The sequence below is a fragment of the Liquorilactobacillus vini DSM 20605 genome (genome assembly GCF_000255495.1).
Classification (GTDB): domain Bacteria; phylum Bacillota; class Bacilli; order Lactobacillales; family Lactobacillaceae; genus Liquorilactobacillus; species Liquorilactobacillus vini.
Window position 1 is genome coordinate 17,807 of the sequence record NZ_AHYZ01000062.1, and the last position, 15,837, is coordinate 33,643.

Annotated in this window: 14 protein-coding genes; all 14 read right to left on the minus strand. The window is 39.7% G+C overall.

What is annotated here, in order from left to right; translation table 11 throughout:
* The 14 genes from gatC to ON15_RS04020 all read right to left on the minus strand — a co-directional run bounded on the left by gatC (position 1) and on the right by ON15_RS04020 (position 15,809).
* Entirely contained in the window at positions 1-303 is a 303-nt protein-coding gene (gene gatC / locus ON15_RS03955; protein WP_010580188.1) for an Asp-tRNA(Asn)/Glu-tRNA(Gln) amidotransferase subunit GatC, read from the minus strand.
* An 89-nt stretch (positions 304-392) separates the two neighbouring features.
* Positions 393-1,529 (minus strand): CamS family sex pheromone protein, encoded by a 1,137-nt coding sequence (locus ON15_RS03960; RefSeq protein ID WP_010580189.1) that lies wholly within the window; start codon positions 1,527-1,529, stop codon positions 393-395.
* Positions 1,526-3,535: an NAD-dependent DNA ligase LigA gene (gene ligA / locus ON15_RS03965; protein ID WP_010580190.1), complete on the minus strand. Its 2,010-nt coding sequence runs from the start codon at positions 3,533-3,535 to the stop codon at positions 1,526-1,528. Before ligA ends, ON15_RS03960 begins: the two co-directional genes overlap by 4 nt.
* A gap of 21 nt (positions 3,536-3,556) precedes the next feature.
* The gene (pcrA, locus tag ON15_RS03970) at positions 3,557-5,809 is read right to left on the minus strand and encodes a DNA helicase PcrA (protein WP_010580191.1); all 2,253 of its coding nucleotides are present in this window, start codon (positions 5,807-5,809) and stop codon (positions 3,557-3,559) included.
* Positions 5,810-5,902: 93 nt separating this feature from the next.
* The gene (locus tag ON15_RS03975) at positions 5,903-7,051 is read right to left on the minus strand and encodes an ATP-grasp domain-containing protein (RefSeq protein WP_010580192.1); all 1,149 of its coding nucleotides are present in this window, start codon (positions 7,049-7,051) and stop codon (positions 5,903-5,905) included.
* A 180-nt stretch (positions 7,052-7,231) separates the two neighbouring features.
* Positions 7,232-8,545, minus strand: coding sequence for a nucleobase:cation symporter-2 family protein (locus ON15_RS03980; RefSeq protein ID WP_010580193.1), 1,314 nt, complete (start codon positions 8,543-8,545; stop codon positions 7,232-7,234).
* On the minus strand, positions 8,545-9,126 hold the full coding sequence (locus tag ON15_RS03985) for a xanthine phosphoribosyltransferase (RefSeq protein ID WP_010580194.1): 582 nt from the start codon (positions 9,124-9,126) through the stop codon (positions 8,545-8,547). The genes ON15_RS03980 and ON15_RS03985 overlap by 1 nt, the downstream gene beginning before the upstream one ends.
* Before the next feature lie 167 nt (positions 9,127-9,293).
* Positions 9,294-9,953, minus strand: coding sequence for a glycoside hydrolase family 73 protein (locus tag ON15_RS03990; protein WP_010580195.1), 660 nt, complete (start codon positions 9,951-9,953; stop codon positions 9,294-9,296).
* Positions 9,954-9,964: 11 nt separating this feature from the next.
* A complete protein-coding gene (locus ON15_RS03995) occupies positions 9,965-10,561 on the minus strand; it encodes an ECF transporter S component (RefSeq protein ID WP_010580196.1) in 597 nt (198 codons plus the stop codon).
* 163 nt (positions 10,562-10,724) lie between these two features.
* Positions 10,725-11,162 (minus strand): MarR family winged helix-turn-helix transcriptional regulator, encoded by a 438-nt coding sequence (locus ON15_RS04000; RefSeq protein ID WP_010580197.1) that lies wholly within the window; start codon positions 11,160-11,162, stop codon positions 10,725-10,727.
* Between the two features lie 474 nt (positions 11,163-11,636).
* A complete protein-coding gene (locus ON15_RS04005) occupies positions 11,637-11,843 on the minus strand; it encodes a heavy-metal-associated domain-containing protein (protein WP_010580198.1) in 207 nt (68 codons plus the stop codon).
* Complete coding sequence (locus ON15_RS04010) at positions 11,806-14,070, minus strand: heavy metal translocating P-type ATPase (protein ID WP_010580199.1); 2,265 nt, start codon at positions 14,068-14,070, stop codon at positions 11,806-11,808. The genes ON15_RS04005 and ON15_RS04010 overlap by 38 nt, the downstream gene beginning before the upstream one ends.
* A 59-nt stretch (positions 14,071-14,129) precedes the next feature.
* The gene (locus ON15_RS04015; RefSeq protein ID WP_010580200.1) at positions 14,130-14,597 is read right to left on the minus strand and encodes a CopY/TcrY family copper transport repressor; all 468 of its coding nucleotides are present in this window, start codon (positions 14,595-14,597) and stop codon (positions 14,130-14,132) included.
* 30 nt (positions 14,598-14,627) lie between these two features.
* Positions 14,628-15,809 (minus strand): pyridoxal phosphate-dependent aminotransferase, encoded by a 1,182-nt coding sequence (locus tag ON15_RS04020; protein ID WP_010580201.1) that lies wholly within the window; start codon positions 15,807-15,809, stop codon positions 14,628-14,630.
* Between the last annotated feature and the right edge of the window lie 28 nt (positions 15,810-15,837).

The following is a 15,837-nucleotide window of genomic DNA, read 5'->3' on the forward strand; positions in this document are numbered from 1 at the left end:
TTATGCTTCCCCACTTTCATCAATGATTGCCGGAACTTTGATGTAACCGTCTTGACTATCCGGAACATTTTTCATCAATAACTCACGATCAGTTCCTTTTTCGGCAACATCAGCCCGCATAACATTTTTGGCATCGGTAACATGAGTCGTTACTGGTACATCAGTTGTATCAACTTCACTTAACTGTTGGACCATCTTAATAATTTCATCCATTTGTCCAGTGAACTTCTGGAGCTGTTGATCGGTGAAAGCTAATTTAGCTAACCCCGCAACATGTTTTACTTCATCTGCAGTGATTGCCATTAGTACTCCTTCTTTCCCTTTAATAACTGTATTTTAGCATAAGATTTTTATCTGCTGGAACCTCAATCAAAAATTCATTGTTTTTTTTACTAATAACTACTGAAAACATGGGTATAATAATTAGTTTGCTTAGCAGTTTTAGCCAAGAAGCTCTGAACTGTCCCATCGCTTCCCTTGACAGTAATGTCAATTGGAATTCCACTTGGCAAATAATTTCGCGCAGCTTGCGCTAAATATTGGGTAAAACTGATAATTTCTGTTTCACTGTAAAATTGCGTTGTGATATTAACATGCAAACCTTGCAGCTGTTTATTATCATATTCCGCTTGAGCTGTCACACCGGCCAAGTTCGGGAAGAAATTCTGAACTTGTTTTTTAAAGCTTTCAAAAGAAGTTTCATCATTATCATTTGGCACCGAATTAGTTGAAGTCGCCGGCATGATATAGCTCTTCAGATTGATATCATTCCAGGTGCTGATCGTACTGCCGCTTTTGACATAAGCATATGAATAAAATGACCCGCCAACCAAGCTATCATTTGGTGCTTGTTCAAACATTGCAATTAAAATTGGTACATTATTGCCAACTTTTTTACGCACTCGTTGCAAAACTTTAGCAGCAGCTAGACGGCCTTCTTCGATCATTTTAGCTTTGGAAATTGTGGTTGAATAAGTTGCCCCGTATTGTTCTTTTTGATAATAATCCTTATGATTCATGCCAATTCCGATCGTCATACCAGATAAAGTCAATTTGCCATTCTTTTGTTTCATATAATCCTGTTCTTCAAGTTGCTGAACATAGATTGGATTACGTTTATTCGGATCAGTTTGACCATTATTCTCTGGATTCAATCCTGAAGAATTAGACTTAGATTGACGTCCCAGCCAATTTTCAACTGTCGCTTTTGAAAGGATCTGTCCTTCACGAAAGATGTAATCACTGGTTGAAAACTTGCTTTTAGACAACTGCAACAAGCCGCTTTCAAAGCTCTTCAAATTTAACAAGTTATCTGAGTTTTGCGAAATTCCGACGCCGCGTGACTTACTAGTCAAATAACTTCCGTTGTTGATCACCGTTTGATACTGGCTGTTATTTGATTTAGCAGTGATCTGATAAGATGAGCTGCTTTTGCTTGGTGAAGAGCTTGTTGAAGTTTTGCTGCTTTGGCTGCAGCCGCCTAAAAGCAAGGCAATTAACGCACTAACAAGAATGCCAATTTTTTTCACTTTTCTGCCTCCATTAATTCAATAAATCTGTTTTCCGTCATGATTTCGACTTTTAAGGACTGAGCTTTGGTCAACTTACTACCAGCAGCTTGACCAGCAATTAGCAAATCAGTTTTTGCAGAAACACTGCCCGTCACTTGCGCGCCATGTGCTTCTAGCCATTTCTTAGCTTGCAAACGGGTTAAAGTTTCTAATTTCCCGGTCAAGACAACGCGTTTATGACTAAAGAAACTATCACTCGGTATTGCCGCCGAAGTTTGACCCAAATATTTTAGATTGACTCCGACAGCTGACAATTCCGCGATCAGCTGTTTGACTTCCTGATTTGCAAAATAAGTCACGACGCTTTGGGCAATCGTCGGCCCAATTGAAGCCAACCCGGCAATTTGATCTTCATCAGCTTGCATTAACTGTTCCACGCTGCCAAAATTTTGTAAGAGCAAGCGAGCAGCCTTAATTCCAACGTGATGAATCCCTAAACCATATAATAAGCGTTCAGCTGAATTATGCCGGCTATGATCAATTGCCGTCAAGAGATTTTGAGTCGATTTTTCTTTAAATTTATCTAATTTTAACAAATCATTAGCTTCTAATCGGTATAAATCAGCCACATCTGCTATTAAATTCTGTCGATAAAGCTGTTCGACAATGCGTGGTCCAAGACCAGTAATCTCCATTGCATCCCGCGAAGCAAAATGAACGATACTTTCTTTAATTAAGGCAGGGCACTTAGGATTGATGCAACGCAAAGCTACTTCTTCGTCCAAATGAACCAGCTTAGCCTGACAGACTGGACAGTTAGTCAAGATCTCAGTTGGCTGACTGGTCGCCGGGCGCTGTTTTAAAACGACCTCTGAAATTTCAGGAATTATGTCACCAGCTTTATGCAACTTGACCGTATCACCTACCCGAATATCTTTTTGCAAAAGATAGTCCGGATTATGCAGCGAAGCACGGCTGACAGTCGTTCCGGCCAACACAACTGGGTCCATAACGGCTGTTGGAGTAACGATCCCAGTTCGACCGATTGTCCATTCAATTTGCCGCACAATGGTTGTTTGTTCATCTGGTGGAAACTTAAAGGCAATCGCCCAGCGCGGCACTTTGATCGTATTACCAACCTGCTGATGAATTTTTAGCTGATTGGCTTTTAAAACAATCCCATCAATATCATAAGCCAATTTGGGCCGTTTGGCTTGATACTCATCAAGATAAGCCTCAATTTCTTGGTGAGTATGAGCAACCCGGGATTCCTGGTTGACCTTAAAACCCCAAGCCGCTAACTGTTTGATAACGGCATTTTGTGTTTGCAAGCCAAATTTTTCGGGCTCCATCAAATAATAAATAAAGGTACTCAGCTGGCGGGCAGCTGTGATCCGCGAATCTAACTGCCGCAAGCTGCCAGCCGCTGCATTGCGTGGATTAGCAAAAACCGGCAAGCCCTCTGCTTCACGGCGCTGATTTAAGCGAACAAACGCCGCCTTAGGCATATAACACTCACCCCGAACTTCCACCGAGACTGGCTCACTTAGCCGTAGCGGAATTGCCTTGATGGTTTTTAAATTATTAGTGATGTTTTCACCAATGATCCCATTGCCGCGGGTTGATCCTTCAACCAACAATCCATCACGATAAACTAAAGAAATCGCCAAACCATCGATCTTTAATTCACAATTGTAAGCAACTGCTTGTTGAACTTGCTGCTGCAATCGCTGATCGAACTCAAATAACTCGGCTTTTGAAAAGACATCCCCTAAAGATAGCATCGGGATGGCGTGCCGCTTTTTTTCAAATTTGTTCAGGACCTGACCACCCACTCTTTGGGTTGGCGAATCAGGCGTGATCAACTGAGAAAACTGTTTTTCGAGCTGCTGCAGCTGCCGATAAGCTTGATCATAAACCTGATCTTCAACAGTTGGAGCGTCTTCAACATAATATTGGCGGCTCCAAGTATTCAGCTGCTCACGCAACTGAGCTGCTTGCTGAGCTGCTTGCGCCTCATTCATGATATAAGTCCTCCTTTAAGTCTACTGCTTTTTATGACTAATTGGGGCAAAAGCTGCTAATAAACGTTTAATCCCTTGGCCCGGAAAGGCAATATCTAATTCTAAATCCTCACCACTGCCCGATAATTTGACAATCGTTCCCTGACCCCAATTCTTATGCCAGACTTTATCCCCAATCTTCCAGGCCGCTTTTTGGGCTCCAGTTCCGGGATTAACCGCTTGAACACTGGAAGTTGCATGCTGTCTGGTCCGCAACGGTGAATTAGTAACACGACGGCTGCTCAGTTGATGACGATGCCAAGCTCCAACATTGGTGGCTGCGGCCTGTGAGTTTTCGCTTTCCAACAAACTTGGATCGATCTCATCAATAAAGCGGGAAACTGGATTAGTCTGCTGGCGGCCATAAAGCATCCGTGATAAAGCATTCGTTAAATATAATTTTTGTTTTGCCCGGGTAATGCCGACATATGCCAATCGTCGTTCTTCTTCAAGTTCGGTTTCATTGAACGCTGCACGTCCCAGCGGAAAAAGCCCTTCTTCCATCCCAACTAAAAAGACAACTGGAAATTCCAATCCCTTAGCTGCATGTAAAGTCATCAAAGCAACTTCATCAGTTTCTTCGCTTAAAGAGTCCTGATCCGACATCAAAGCCAAATCAGCAAGAAAATCAACAAATCGATCACTGTCTTCATTTTCTGGTTGCCAGGTAGCATCAAATTGGCGCGTTACTGTCAAAAATTCATCCAAGTTTTCTAACCGGCTTTGATTTTCCAAATTTTTAGTTGCTTGCAATGCTGCCTGATAGCCACTTTGGACGAGAATCTTTTCGGTTAATTCGGTAATATCAACTGATTGCTGTAACTGATGTAAGTGATTGATCATTACCGCAAAGTTTTCAAGCTCCCGTGCCGCTTTGCCAGAAATATTGGCCATCGCTGGATTTTCAGCCGCTTTTAATAAAGAAATTTGCTGATAAGCGGCAAAATCTGTCAACTTTTCTAAACTAGCTGCACCAATTCCCCGCTTGGGCTCGTTAACAACCCGATTGAAACTTAGTGAATCTTGGGGATTAGTAACTAATTGCAAGTAAGCTAAAATATCCAAGATTTCTTTGCGATCATAAAATTTATGTGCACCTACAATTCGATAAGGAATATTTGATTTGACAAAAGCTTCTTCAACCGTTCGCGATTGAGCATTGGTCCGATACAGAATAGCAAAGTCTTGATAGCGATAGCTTTTATCCTGCATTAACTGCTGAATCTGACGAATAACAAAATAAGCCTCATCATTAGCACTCTGTGCCCGATAATAATGGATCTTATCGCCCTGATGGTTTTCTGTCCATAATTTTTTCACCTTGCGATTAACGTTGTTTTTAATAACTGAGTTGGCTGCCTGTATAATCGTTTTAGTCGACCGATAATTCTGTTCGAGTTTAACAACTTTAGCACTTGGATAATCTTTTTCAAAATCCAAAATATTTTGCATATTAGCACCACGCCAACCATAGATACTCTGATCAGCATCACCGACAACGCACAAGTTATGTGAGCCGGCAGCTAGCTGACTGACAAGCTGATATTGTGCTTCATTAGTATCTTGATATTCATCAACGTGCAGATAAAGAAATTTATCCTGATAATGTTTTAAAATCTCCGGCTCTTGCTTAAAAAGTTTTAAAGTCAACATAATCAAATCATCAAAATCCACTGCCTGATTCTTTTCTAAGCCCTGTTGATACAAGCGATAAGCTTGGGCCGCTTGTTTTTCAAACGGACCATTGGCTTGAGCGGCTAATTCAGCTGGTGTCAATAACTGATTTTTAGCATTAGAAACACTGGCTAATAAAGACCGCGGATCAAACTTTTTGTTATCCAAATTTAATTCAGCTAAAACATTCTTCATCAAAGTTCGCTGTTCGCTAGTTCCAACGATTGTAAAGGTCCGTTCGTAACCTAATTTGTCGATATCACGGCGCAAAATTCGCACACATAAAGCGTGAAAAGTCGAAACCCAAACGTCAGCCGCCGCCGCTCCCAACAATTGGCTGACACGTTCTTGCATTTCACGAGCAGCTTTATTGGTAAAAGTGATCGCCAAAATATTCCAAGGATTAATGCCAACATTTTCAATCAAATAAGCGATGCGATGAGTCAAGACCCGTGTTTTCCCACTACCGGCACCGGCAATTACCAACAATGGTCCATTAATTTGTTCCACTGCTTCTTTTTGTTTATCGTTTAACCCAGTTAAGATTTCTCCGGCTTCCAAAATTTTCAATCCCCTCTTGAATCCAATCAATTTTTATTATAACAAAAATAAAAACAAGCTTCTTGAAAAAAACATGAAGCTTGCCTTGTTTTTTTATTCTCCATCAGTCTCAGTCGGTTCCTGCCAGACGCTCGTTGCAGCCAGCTGCTCCTTAATCTCATCAACATTGTCTCCTTGAGCTAACAGATAACCAGGTTCTTGCTGGCGAGCTATTTTGGGATAACGATAAAAGCGATAGTGCCAATTAGTTTTCAAAATCCACTGTGTCCGGAGCGCTTCTAAATCACTAGTATGCAATTTGACCATCACCGTTGGCTTTAACAATTCAACGTCACCTAGTGGCATTTTAGCTAAGGCCCGCATATGCTGCTCAAACATTGAGACATTGGTTGCTTTGTCAAAAACATAGCCTACTGGATGGATCGTTGGAACAATTTTTTTAACATAGATTGCTCCATTTTCCGTTAAGAAAAAGGCAATTTCCAAGGCACCAGTATAAGTCAGATTTTCAGCGATCGTCGTTGCTAATTTGTGAATTTCAGCTGCAACATTAGTTTCAATTTGACCGCCAACTGCCGATTCAAATAAACGCCGATCACGATAATAGTTTTCAACGATCGGGAAAAGCTTCAACTCACCCTCTTCATCTTTAACAACAACTACAGAGAGTTCCTTTTTAAACGGGATCCAAGCTTCTAAAACAAAAGTCCCGTAATCAATAAAATCTGCACAACGCGCAATGTCACTTTGTTTCGTAATCAATTGTTGGTAGCGATGTCCAAATTCTTTTTGAATCGGCTTAATAATGCATGGATAGCCAATTGAGCTAACTGATTGATAAACATCATCCAAGCTGACGATCGTGGCATATGGTGCAATATTTATGTTGATTTGTTCCAAAAAAGCCCGCTCTAATAATCGATCCTGTGAAATTTCAAGTGCATCTTTGCCTTGCGGGATACGCGTGAAACGTTCCAAAAAACCAATGACTTCTGCCGGCACTTGATCAGAAACATACGTGACCGCTGAACACCTTTCAGCAAAGTCCTGCAGCTTTGCTTTGTCTTTAAAGTTGCCGATGATTCCCAAATCAGCTTCCTGGACTGTGGGAGCTGCTTCATTTGAATTATAAGCAATGACTTTAAAGCCCATTTTTTTGGCTGTTTCTGCCAACATAATTCCATTTGGACTTTCACCAATTATCCCAAGTGTATCTCCTGGAAATAATACTTCATTAGCCATAATCTCACTACTTTCTCTGTAAACGAACTTTATTTTACCCAAAGGCTTAATCTATTTTTATTTTAACATAGAAAATCAACTTAATTATTTAATATTTGGCAAAATTATTTTTCATTATTAAGCAAAAAAATCGAAATCCTTAATAAGTGGACTTCGATCAAAAACTATCAATTATTATTTTTAATTTTCAGCTTGCTTGCGTTCAATTAGCCCAGCCTTGCCCTTTAAAATAATGTTTAAAAGAACCGCAGCCAAACTAGCTACCACAATTCCATTCCCCAAGAAAAGTTGAGCTGTCTTTGGTAAAAACTCAAAAATACCTGGATAAACCGAAACCCCTAAGCCTAAACCAATTGAAACAGCGACAATCAACAGATTGCGTTGATCATTAAAATCAACATCAAACAGCATTCGGATTCCTTGCACACTAATCATTGAAAACATCACCAGCATGGCGCCACCTAAGACCGAAGTTGGAATAATGGTCGCAAAAGCGCCAATTTTGGGAATTAGGCCCATCAGCATCAATAAAGTTGCTGACCAATAAATCGGCCGCTTGGTTTTGATACCAGATAATTGCAATAAACCAACATTTTGTGAAAAGGTCGTGTAAGGAAAAGTATTAAAAATCCCGCCTAAGATTTGTGCTAATCCTTCAGCTCGATAACCCCGTTTTAAATCAGCTGCTTGAATATCCTGATGCAAGATCCCACCTAAAGCAAAGAAAACTCCAGTTGATTCAACCATCGAAACGAGGGCAATAATGATCATCGTCAATGATGATGACCATTCAAATTGCGGCAAACCAAAATAAAACGGCTGAGGAAAATGGAACCAACTAGCTTGCGCAATTGGCGCCAAAGAAACTACTCCCATCGCAAGTGCCAAAAGCGTTCCTAATACCAGCCCAACCAAAACGGCAATTGAGCTTAAAAATCCCTTACCCCAGCGTTGAACGGCCAAAATGATCACAACTGTTATAAAGGCCAACAATAAATTCTTCAAATTGCCAAAGTTTTTGGCAGTTGCATCCCCGCCACCCATATTTTGAACAGCAATTGGAATCAGTGTCAATCCAATCACAGTAATCAGCGAGCCGGTCACCACTGGTGGAAAAAGCTTCTTAATTCGCGAAAATTGGCCTGCTACCAAAAAAACAAAAATTCCTGCAACGATGATTGCTCCATACATCGTCCCAATAGTGAATTCTTTACCAATCATTTTAAGTGGTTCAACTGCTTGAATCGCACAACCTAAAACAACTGGCAGGCCGATTCCAAAATAACGATTACGTAATAATTGCAATAAAGTTGCCAAACCGCACATAAAAATATCAATTGAAACTAAGTAAGTCATTTGTTCGCTATTGAACTTCAAAGCCGTTCCGATCAATAACGGAACGGCAACTGCTCCTGAGTACATTGCTAATAAATGCTGCAGCCCCAAAACAGCGGCTTTGCCTTGGGAAACCCTTCTTTGTGTTTCTTCAATCATTATTTACTTTCCTCCACAAATTGAACCTGACCGTTGTCAAACGAAGCAATTTTTGCCAACGATTCCAGATGAACTCCTTGATCTTTAATCCGCTTTGCGCCACCTTGAAATGATTTTTCAATTGCAATCCCGACACCAACAACCTGGGCATGTGCCTGCTGACAAATCTCCAACATTCCCGAGACAGCTTCACCATTAGCTAGAAAGTCATCGATAATCAAAACTCGGTCATTTTTATTTAAAAATTTACTTTCAATTGTGACCGTATTCTCAATCTTCTTGGTATAGGAATAAACATGTGCACAATAAACATCGCCAGGCATTGTACTGCTTTTTTTCTTACGACCAAATAAAACTGGAACATGAAGCAGCAATCCGGTCATCATAGCCGGCGCAATTCCTGACGATTCAATTGTTAAAATTTTAGTTATTTTCTCTTTACCAAACAGATTAACGAATTCTTTGCCGATATCCAGCATTAGATCTGGATCAATTTGATGATTAAGAAACTGATTGACTTTCAAAACATTTCCTGGTAAGACGACTCCATCTTGCTTGATCCGTTCCTCAAGTATTTTCAACTTATTTCCTTCCCTTCAAAAATAAAAGGCTCCTTCTACCAATAAAACGTAAAAGCAGCAAATTAGATTTTCCCTTCAACTTCCAGTACTGATGATCATAATCAGATAAACACCTTTGACAATAACATACAATTACATCGAAAACAACACCTATTATTCGTTTTCTATTACTGATCATAGCGATTTAAATGATACTTTTCGATCACTTCAATCAATTTCTGAGCGTAGGCCGGATCAGTCGCATAACCTTGAGCTTGCAGCGCTTGAGCTGCCTGCCGATAATTATTTGCTTGCAGCACCGCTTGATAGTGATTTTTGTCCCACTTAGTCCCATTTAAGAGCAATTGCGTATGCGCCGCAATTGAAGCTGCCCAATTATCATAAACAGCAAAGCGGGCTTCGACAGTGATCCAGCTTCCATTCACATATTCCTTAGTTGTCAATAGCTTTGAATTTGTTTGATTGCTTTTAATACCAAATAAGTTGTGATACTTACTAGCTAATTGACTTTGTCCCCAATCAGATTCCAAAGCTGCTTGCGCTAAAGTAATGCTGGTCAATATATGATGCTGCTCTTGTTGCTGCTGAGCTGCTGGTAAGATTTGTTCAATAAAAGCTTTTTTTTGCGTATTATCAATGGTGACTACGTTTTGATTATTACGCGAAAATTTTCCCAACCATCCCAACGTTAATAAAAAAGTCAAAAAAACCAATAAGATAATTAACAATAAACTGCTGGGTTTTAAATGGCCATGGTCATACCAAAAATTATTTTTTCGACTACGTTTGCTTTTTCTAACAGTTTTTCTGTTCCTTTTTGTCGTCATTTTTCCATCTCTTAGTTATTAATCTGGTTGTGGCGGTTTTTGAGCAAAGCTAAACTCACAGCTGGAGCAATTATCGCAGCTGCTACTGCTTCCGGAATGCCATTTGTTCCAATGACCGTCAACAAATATGGCAGCAAAGCTTGGGTATTAATTTGATAAAGGATCTGCGACTGGTTACGATAAAAGAGATAAATTTGACCCAATACCAATAGCGTATTAGTCAGTGAACCCATAATCGCACTAATCATCATCGCCGCCAGTGGTTTTAGCGAACAATTTTTCAGCCAGCTAAATATCCAGCCACTAACAACACCAATCATAATCCGTGGTAAAATTGCTACAAAAGGATTGACAAAAACAATCGTTGCCAAAGGACTAGTTGGCCAAACAAAAGCCCGAATAAAGGTGATCAATCCCCAAGCTCCACCGATTATTGCGCCGGCTAAAGGTCCTAAAACAAAAGCTGCCACAATAACGGTAATATGAATCAAAGTTAAATTTAAAGGTCCCAGTGGGATATAACCCAAAAAGGGAATTATATTTTGTAAAATAATAATAGCGCAAAAAAATGCCAAAACAACTAATTGTTTAATCTTTTTATTTTGCAAGGAATTCACTCCGATCTGTTATTTGGCATAATTATAGCATATCATTTTCTGTGTCGGTGACGTATCAAAATCGGTAAGTCTCTTGAAATTTAAATTTATAGTCTAGTTAGCAAAAAAAGGCCGAGCCAAAAAGCTCAGTCCTCTGGTATGAATTTTTAAAATTTTAAAGCTCGTCTAAACCTTCTTCAGAAACAATGTCTGTCGTCTGGCGCAAAACTCGTTTAAAAATTGCTAAGTCCTTAGGAGCAACTTCATCTTCCAAGCGATTTTCTAAACGCTGCCAAAATTCTTCATCTGTTTCGAGCATTTTTAAATATTTATCTGTTACCAGCAAATGGGTAACTCGCCGATCAACATCATCAAGCTGCTTTTCAATCAAACCTAATTTCATCAACTTTTTGATGTGGTAATTAGTATTCGGCGTTGATTGATCAAGCAAACGCGAAATCATCCCAATCGTTGGTTCCTTGAGTTGGTAGATGGCTTCCAGATAATAAACATCAATCGCACCTAGTCGAGCAAAGTCAGGATCATTTTGACGATGTTCATGCAGGCGCAAAACTTGAGTCAAGTTTGTTAAAGATTTTTGAAGTGTAATCAATTTAAATGCCTCCATAAATTTAAAATATTTTACAATTAAAACAGACTACCATAATATACTAAATTACATCTTAGTTGTCAAGCTTAAAATTATAAAGCAACTTTATTTTTGTATATTATAATCATATTTTACATTAAAGACATAAAAATAGCTAAAAAAAAGGCTCGCAGAATTTTAAGTTTCTTATATTATTCAAAATTTTAAGCACACACATTTAGGTGGTACTAATTTTTAAGAAAATTTTATTAGAATTTTTTGCAAACGTAAAAATTATTTTAAAATCCTATTTTTTCAATATCGATACTTATTAATTTTATTTGTGTCAAAGGATAAACAGATACTTATTTTAATTACTAAATGTTAAGTAAATTTTTTTGTTTAAAAAAGAACTGAAGAAATCAAATTTTTCTTCAGCCCTTTTAGTTTTGCTCGTAATCAAGTCTTGATTCCAAATATTTAGCGTTCAAATTACGTTTAATCGACAAATCTTTCGGCATGATAATGCGTACCTGCTAAAACATTATTCAATTCTTCAAGGGTTGCTTGACCATTAAAACTTGCTTTGCCAGCTGTTAGGTTGACTTTAACCTGATCAACACCATTTAAACCACTAAAAGCTTTTTGCACCTTATCGGCACATCCGCTACATTTCATTCCTGATACTAAGACTTCTTTTGACATCTTGAAGACCTCCATTTAATTGATTTAATTTTACCCGCTTTAGCCGCAGGGCATTTAAAACGACTGAAACTGAACTAAAACTCATTGCTGCTCCGGCAATTGCTGGATTGAGCAGCGGACCGCCAAAAAGTGATAAAACTCCTAGCGCAACTGGAATGCCCAAGGTATTGTAAGCAAAAGCCCAGAATAGGTTTTCCTTAATATTTAAGAGTGTTTTACGACTAAGGATGACTGCATTTAGCAATTCATTTAAACTTGAATGCATCAGTACCACATCAGCTGCCTCAATCGCAACATTAGTGCCATTGCCAATCGCAATCCCCACATCTGCCAAAGCTAAAGCCGGCGCATCATTGATTCCATCACCAACCATGGCAACCTTATGGCCTTCTTGTTGCAATTGCTGGATCACTGCTGCTTTTTGAGTTGGCAAAACTTCTGCAAAAACTCGGTTAATGCCAACCTGCTGAGCGACTTGATCAGCAACTGCTTGTTTATCACCAGTTAATAAAACAACTTCGATCTTGGCTGTTGCCAGGCGATTGATTACTTGGCGGGCTTCAGGACGAAGTGGATCAACAATATTGATTTCACCAAGCAGCTGTCGCTCATCGGCTAAGTAGACCACAGTCTGCCCAATTGCCTGCTTAGGTTTCAAATCAGCAACAATTTTTTGCTTTTGCAATAATTTTTGATTACCCAAATAATACTGCTGACCAGCAATCTTACCACTGATTCCTAAACCTGGATAAGTTTTAAATTCGCTGACTGACTCGTTTGTCATGGATGCTGCTTTAACAATTGCTGCTGCTAATGGATGACTGCTACCACTTTCTAAACTAGCGGCAATTGTTAATAATTCCTGACTCGAACGATCACTATTCGTAAAAACTTGGGCTACATGAGGATCACCTTGCGTTAAGGTCCCAGTTTTATCAAAAACAATCGTCGTAATCCGCGACATCATTTCCAAAGCTGGGCTATTTTTGAACAAGATTCCATTTTCGGCTGCTTTGCCGCCGCCAACCATTAAAGCTGTTGGTGTTGCTAAACCAAGTGCACACGGACAAGCAATTACTAATACAGCCACAAAAACTTGTAAAGCAAAGTTGAGGGAGGCCCCAGCAACCAGCCAGCCTATCCCACCTAAAAAGGCAATCAGTAAAATTGCTGGAACAAAGTAAGCCGCAACTTGATCAGCTAACCGCGCAATTGGTGCTTTAGTTGCCTGAGCATCAGCCACTAATTTGATGATTTGAGCTAAGACCGTTTTTTCACCGACCTGAGTAGCCTGAATTGTAATTCTGCCCAGTTGATTCTGGGTACCACCAATTACTTGGTCGCCAACACTTTTGGTCACTGGTAAGCTCTCGCCAGTAATCATTGATTCATCAATACTCGTTTGTCCTGACAGAATCTGTCCATCCGTTGGCACCTGTAAACCAGCTTTCACCAACAGGTGGTCACCTGGCTGAATTTGATCAGCCGCAATTTTTTCTACCGTTCCATCTGCTAAAAGCCGATCAGCTTGGGGCGGAACTAGATTCAACAAAGAGTTCAATGAACCAACTGCTTTTTGTTTAGCAGCAAATTCCAGATACTTACCACACATGATCAGCGTTAAAATCATTGCTGCTGTTTCGTAATACAAATATCCAGACTGACCTTGAAATAAAATCAGCCAAGTGTTAACCAAACTGGTCAGCATTGCCGTCCAAGTTCCTAATGCTACTAAAGAATCCATGTTAGGATGGAATCGAAGCAGTGAACTGAACCCCTTCAGCCAATGCTGCCGGCCAAAATAAAAAACACCACTGGTCAATAATAATTCAATGATCGCTCGTTTGCCCAAAGCCGCACTGCCACCAAGAAAATTCGGCAAAACCCAACCAAACATCGAACCCATTGCTAAATACAAAACCGGAAGCGTTAATAAGATTGCTCCCATTAAATCAGTTTTCATCTGCTGCTTTTGGCGCTGCTTTTTTTGTGCCTGTTGTTGATCAATCAGCTGGTGCTGTAATTTCGCCCCATAGCCTGCATGCTCAACCGCCGTGACAATCTGAGCTGGTTCTAATTTTCTTTCATCATAAGCAACTTGCATTTTCTCGGTTGCTAAATTAACATTAGCAGTTTTAACTCCTTTGAGTTGTCCAACAGCTTTTTCAACTGTTTGCGCACAACTGGCACAAACCATGCCATCAATTTCATATTGTTCCTGCCTCATCTGATCACCTCTTTTCATAGGTTATTATACCGGTTCCGTTTACTAATGTAAACACAAAATCAAAAGTTTTTCTTACTTTTGGCCATTGCACAGCCATGGTAATCTAAATGCATAGTTGGCAGACAATCACACGGTAATTGCTCTGGCGCTGTCTGATATTTTTGCCTTAGCTCCGTTTCAAGTGCTGATATATCATTCTTAGTTAACGGAAACTGTTTAACTAATGACTGCAATGCACTTCCAACATGCATTTGACAAATTTTTTCAAAAACATTCGTCGTCATTAAATCAATGGCCTCTTGTTCATTGATCAATGGATGATAAACGAAGCTACGTTTTTGCGTCGTCGTTGCCAAAACTTTTTTTTGAATCAAACGGCGCAAGAGAGTCTTGATCGTGGCTTCTTTCCAGTGATTCTTTGCAGCTAAATTGTCAATAATCTGTCGACTGGTTGCCTGTTGCAAGGTCCAAACAACCCGCATGATTTGCCATTCTGCATCACTAATCTCAACTGTTTTCGCTGTCAATTTTCATCCATCTTCTTTCTAAAATCATCCTTACTGATCAAACAAATGCAAGGCACCAATTCGTTGAACTGCTTCAACCAACCGTGCTGGTGAAACTAGCAAACCAATCCGCACATACTGATCGCCTAATTTTCCGAAACCTTTTCCAGGTGCGACAGCAACATTAACTTGATCCAACAATGAATCAGCAAAAGTTTCACTGGTATAGCCTTGAGGAACTGGCATCCAAGTATAGAAAGTTCCCTTAGGCACATATGGCTGCCAGCCAATTTTTCTAGCAGCAGTCAGGAAAGCATCCCGCCGTTTTTGATATAAACTAACCAAGTGATCGATTTGCTCTTGAGCTTGATCTGAAAGCAAAGCAGTAATCCCAGCTTCTTGGATTGCTGGGAAAATGCTGACAAACAGATGATCCTGGATCAAATTCAAGGCCGAAATAATTGAGGCATTACCAGCCGCAAACGCAATTCGCCAACCAGCCATGTTGAATGTTTTTGAAAATGTATAGATTTCAATCCCAACGTCTTTAGCACCTGCAGCCTGCAAAAAGCTAGGATTTTGATAGCCATCAAAACCCAAAGCTCCATAAGCAAAATCACTGACAATTCCAAGTTGATGCTGTTTGGCAAATTCAACTGTTTGCTGGTAAAACTCAGGTGTCGCCGCGGCACCAGTCGGATTATTAGGATAATTAAGATACATAAACTTCGCTTGATCAGCCGCTTGTTGATCAAATTTTTGATAATCCGGCAAAAAGTTGTTTTTTTCTAAGAGAGGAAAGGTTTGATACTTGACCTGACCTAAAGCAACTCCAGACAGATAATCGGGATAACCTGGATCTGGAAGCAACATTAAATCACCAGGATTCATTAAAGCCCAGGGTAATTCGACTAAACCAATTTTTGATCCACCTAAAATGGCAATTTCCGTTTCCGGATCGAGTTTGACTCCATAGTGCTTTTGATAAAACTCAGCAGCAGCTTGCTTTAAAGTCAGCAAACCAGTAAAAGGTGAGTACTTATGATTTTGCGGCTTAACCGTTGCAGCTTGCATCGCCTTAACAATGTAATCATAAGTTGGTTGATCAGGATTCCCTTGTCCAAGATTGATTACATCATTTCCAGCAACAATTTTTTGATTGACCTTGCTAACTAAAGTAGCAAAAAACTGCGCTGGTAAAGTTCCCATTAATTCTGATTTTTCAAAAAACAATATTCGACCGCTTCTTTCTTTATCAATC

What these genes read in the sequence shown, in the direction of transcription:
- ON15_RS04005 (WP_010580198.1), bottom strand. Translation starts at nt 11,843, where the DNA reads ATGTCAAAAGAAGTCTTAGTATCAGGAATGAAATGTAGCGGATGTGCC.
- ON15_RS03990 (WP_010580195.1), bottom strand. Translation starts at nt 9,953, where the DNA reads ATGACGACAAAAAGGAACAGAAAAACTGTTAGAAAAAGCAAACGTAGT.
- ON15_RS04010 (WP_010580199.1), bottom strand. Translation starts at nt 14,070, where the DNA reads ATGAGGCAGGAACAATATGAAATTGATGGCATGGTTTGTGCCAGTTGT.
- ligA (WP_010580190.1), bottom strand. Translation starts at nt 3,535, where the DNA reads ATGAATGAGGCGCAAGCAGCTCAGCAAGCAGCTCAGTTGCGTGAGCAG.
- ON15_RS03975 (WP_010580192.1), bottom strand. Translation starts at nt 7,051, where the DNA reads ATGGCTAATGAAGTATTATTTCCAGGAGATACACTTGGGATAATTGGT.
- gatC (WP_010580188.1), bottom strand. Translation starts at nt 303, where the DNA reads ATGGCAATCACTGCAGATGAAGTAAAACATGTTGCGGGGTTAGCTAAA.
- ON15_RS03980 (WP_010580193.1), bottom strand. Translation starts at nt 8,545, where the DNA reads ATGATTGAAGAAACACAAAGAAGGGTTTCCCAAGGCAAAGCCGCTGTT.